This window comes from Pseudomonas sp., from assembly GCF_026224925.1.
GTDB lineage: Bacteria > Pseudomonadota > Gammaproteobacteria > Pseudomonadales > Pseudomonadaceae > Aquipseudomonas.
This window is the reverse complement of sequence record NZ_JAMFRV010000671.1, coordinates 1-4,161: the sequence shown is the minus strand read 5'-3', so window position 1 is coordinate 4,161 and position 4,161 is coordinate 1. Positions and strand designations below refer to the sequence as shown.

At 53.9% G+C, this 4,161-nt stretch carries 4 protein-coding genes; all 4 read left to right on the top strand.

What is annotated here, in order from left to right:
* Positions 1–1,106 (top strand): MFS transporter (locus M0974_RS28060; RefSeq protein WP_297844862.1); only part of this gene is annotated, 1,106 nt, incomplete at its 5' end.
* Between the two features lie 58 nt (positions 1,107–1,164).
* On the top strand, positions 1,165–2,049 hold the full coding sequence (locus M0974_RS28055) for an ABC transporter substrate-binding protein (protein ID WP_297844860.1): 885 nt from the start codon (positions 1,165–1,167) through the stop codon (positions 2,047–2,049).
* Between the two features lie 70 nt (positions 2,050–2,119).
* Positions 2,120–3,724, top strand: coding sequence for a methyl-accepting chemotaxis protein (locus M0974_RS28050; RefSeq protein WP_297844858.1), 1,605 nt, complete (start codon positions 2,120–2,122; stop codon positions 3,722–3,724).
* A 60-nt stretch (positions 3,725–3,784) separates the two neighbouring features.
* Positions 3,785–4,161: hypothetical protein (locus tag M0974_RS28045; protein ID WP_297844856.1), on the top strand; the 377-nt coding region annotated here is incomplete at its 3' end.

Sequence of the window (4,161 nt, the reverse complement as noted above, 5' to 3'; positions counted from 1 at the left end):
CAGCAGACCTGCACACCAGCATCGTCGCAACAGGTCAATTAGTAACGATCTTCGCATTGGCCTACGCGCTAAGCTCGCCGATTCTTACTGCGGTCACCGGTAACCAAAATCGGCGACGGCTGATGATCACCACAATGGCGATTTTTACGGTTGGAAATCTCTTCGCTTGGTCAGCTCAAAACTATTGGGCTTTGATGGCAGCTAGGATATTGCTGGCCTTTTCTGCGGGACTCTACGTCCCCGGGGCAAACGCTCTAGCCGGCGCAGTCGCGGGCCCAGGTAAGCGCGGCGCCGCCTTGGCTATCGTAAATGGCGGCTTGTCAATCGCCGTTGCCTTCGGCGTTCCTTTGGGAGCCCTCCTCGGTGAGCGCCTTGGTTGGCGTGCGACCTTTGCAGGCGTATCAATACTCTCCCTGTTGGCAACAGTCGGTTTAATTGTCGGTCTGCCAAAGTCGATAGGATTCGGCCTGCCCACGGCGTCCATCCAAGAGCGTATAGCGACCGCGAAGCAGCCAATAGTCCTGTTGACTCTGCTTGTGACGACCCTCTGGGCGATGGGAGCCTATACCGTGTACACGTACCTTGCTCTGTTCGTCACCAGCGCGACGGAGCTGCACGGCGAAAAAATTGGCTACGTTCTTTTTACTTGGGGCTTAGCAGCTGCAATTGGTGTCGCAATCGGCGGAAAAACAGTAGACCGCTTCGGCCACAGGTCCGTGATTACACCCGCACTGGTCGCCATGGCAGCGGCGTTCGCACTGCTATCTGTTAGCGCTCATTGGCTTCCTAAAGCACAGGCTCTTGGCCCAATTCTCCTGGGGGTCGTCTTGTGGGGGATTGCACATTGGGCTTTTTATCCTGGACAGCAAGCAGGGTTGATTGAAATCGCGGGTGCAAAAGGTACGCCCGTCGCTTTGTCGCTGAACGCATCATTTATGTATTTGGGCTTTTCCCTGGGCGCCGCACTTGGCTCAATCACTCTGGGTTTAGCATCCGTCTCTGATCTGGGCTATGTGGGTGCGATGTGTGAAATCGCCGCACTCATTCTGACCGCCGCAGTCGGCAGCAAATTGCGGCATCAGAAGGCAGCGCCTTTAGCGGCATAAAACAGCACCTAGAATTTCGGCTGTGTACATGCTGTAAATCTCCACTTGGAGTAGCGTCATGAAAATTCATATGTCGATTCTAGCAGCTGGTGTAGCCACAATATGCAGCCTGTTGACGCAGAGCGCAACGGCCTTGAACTGCCCTAGCAATATTCGTGTCGGTATCAGCGACCGTGGTTATGCATCATTCCGCTCTAACAATGGTTATGAGGGGATTTCCGTGGATTTATTCACGGAGCTATCTAAACGCACCGGCTGCAAGGTAACGTTTGTTTGGCTGCCCAGCGTGCGGTTGATGCTCGAACTTGAAGCGGGTCAGATCGACATAAGCGCGACGATGATTCAGGACGCGAAACGCGACCAATTTGCAGTCTTTCTACCTTACGCGTACAGCCAGAGCTATCTCGTTCTCCTGAAACGCCAAGAGGTCACCTACAGCAGTCTTGATGAATTTGTCGCGAGCCCGAACACCCGCCTCAATAGGGTGCGCGGACTGTTGATGAGTAAAAAAATCGAGGATATGCTGAAGCCAATGTTGATGCAAGGCCGCGTTGAACATGTCAATGACTTCGCCACAGTGTTCAGGAAATTGGACGCAGGACGCGCAGAAGCAGCAGTCATGACACCCTGGATCTATCTGTGGCATGCGCGGCAGGCAGGAATTTCGGATCAACTGGTTTTAGTACCAATCCGCGAGGTTCCGTCGCCGATGTTGGGAATGTATGTCTCATCCTCTAGCATGCCAAATGAGACGACTAGCGCAATCGCTATCGCGCTTGAGTCCATGGTCAAAGACGGCAGTATCAAAGCGATCCATGAGCGGTATTTACCACCGCCGATAGTGGCGCAACTGTTCGCTAGGCCCACAACGAATATCTCTGCTTACCTGCTCGGCCTGCAGGCCGCAAAGAAAAAACCCGTCGCACTCATCGCCCTTCAGTAACGCCGAAAACGAGAAGCTTCAGAGTTGTCATTTTCGCTGACCGCAGTCCAACAAATAAGAAAGAAAAACCATGAAATCCTATTTCATTAACCTCGGCATAGGCAAGCGCCTGTTGGCAGGTTTCGGTATCGTCCTGGTCGTCGCGCTGATCGCCGTCGGAATCGGCATCAGCAGGCTTAGCAACGTCGCAGACGCAAGTCGTGTCTTGCTCGAAGACCCGTTGACCACCGAACGTCTCATTAGCGACTGGTATCGAGTCATTCATTCGGGCATCCGGCGAAGTCTAGCGATTGTGAAGAGCGGCGACTCTTCACTCGCGACCTACTTCGCCGGTGAGGTAAAACAAGGCACCGAGGAAGCAGGCGCTCTACAAAAACAAATCGAACCACACATCACGGCGCCGCAGGAGAAGATCCTGTGGGTAGAGCTTCAACAGCGCAGGAAAGACTATTTGCGATTTCGTGACCAGGCGATCAGTCTAAAAAAGGAAGGCAAGCTCCTGGAAGCAGAAGATTTGATTGAACATAAATTTGTGCCGGCGGCACAGCTCTATAGCCAACGCATCAAAGACCTGCAAGCGGAGGAGCGCGCGCAAATTAACCGTATGGCGACCGATATTCAACAGGTGTACATCGCTAGCCGCAACCTGATGCTGGTGCTCATGACCTTGTTGGTCGTCTTCGTGGCGGTGTGCGCGTGGTTCATCAGCCTCTCGATCACCCGCCCTTTGGCGCACGCGGTACAGACAGCACGTAAGGTCGCAGCTGGTGACCTGTCGGTACGCATTGAGAATGCTAGCAAAGACGAGGCAGGCCAACTCCTGAGAGCGCTTCAAGAGATGATTGGCAATCTATCGCAGCTAGTGACCGGGGTACGAAATTCCACCGCAACCATGGGAATCGCTGCGAGCGAGATTTCGAGCGGCAACGCGGATTTGTCGCGGCGCACCGAAATGCAAGCGAGCACGCTGGAGGAGACATCGAGCTCCATGGAGGAACTCACTCGGGCGGTGCAACAGAACGACGAGCATGCGCAAGAGGCCAATCACCTGGTCATGTCGGCAAGTAGCGTTGCCCTCCAAGGTCGGACTGTTGTCAATCGAGTCGTCTCGACAATGCAAGACATCAAGACCAGTTCAGCAAAGGTAGTGGAAATCATTGGTGTGATTGATGGCATCGCATTTCAAACCAACATCCTTGCGCTGAACGCCGCTGTAGAAGCTGCCAGGGCTGGAGACCAAGGACGCGGCTTCGCTGTTGTCGCAACCGAGGTTAGGAGCCTTGCTCAAAGAAGTGCAACAGCAGCAAAAGAAATTAAGACCCTGATTGATGCGTCGGTCCATCAAGTAGGGCTTGGTGCCAGCTATGTCGACGAGGCGGGGAAAACGATGGATAAAATCGTCGATAGCGTTAAACGTGCCGCCGACATCATGGGAGAGATCAGCACATCCAGCCGCGAACAAAGTGCTGGCATCGCTCAGATTAACATTGCCGTGACGCAGATGGATCAGATGACGCAGGAAAACGCGGCTCTCGTTGAACAGGCAGCTGCAGCAGCGAAAAGCATGGAAGAACAGGCTCAAACTTTGGAGCGCGACGTCAGCGTGTTCAAACTGAGAAGTGCCAGCACGCCGTTACTGCCTCAACGTCGATATCCACCTCTGTTACCAGCGTAAGAGTCCCAATCACATGCCGGTGCGTTGGCGCCGGCGTCGACTACCAATCCAGGAAAAATCATGCGTTCTATTATTAAACTTCATGCAGTCTTTTTGAATCACCTCCCACTCTTTGGCAGCGGTATGCTCTCACTGCTGTTTGGGTCCGTCGCCGTCGCTGCCGAACCCGAAATCACCCAGTCAGTTGTCGCAGTGGAGCACGTAACCGTCTCTAGCCCAAAACCCTATGCACAGGTGAAGCAAGACCTCGAGTCGCGTCTGAATAAGTTAGATGACCACATTCGCGCGCTGGCAAAGGCTGGGCGTGCCGACGATCTGCGTGCGGCTTTAGCCGTAGCTGCCGGAAAAGATGGACTGGTATGGCACTACACCGGCACTCATGGAGACTGGCTCATTATGAAGGGTGGCAAAGTAGAGCCGGTAACCGAGTATTTTAT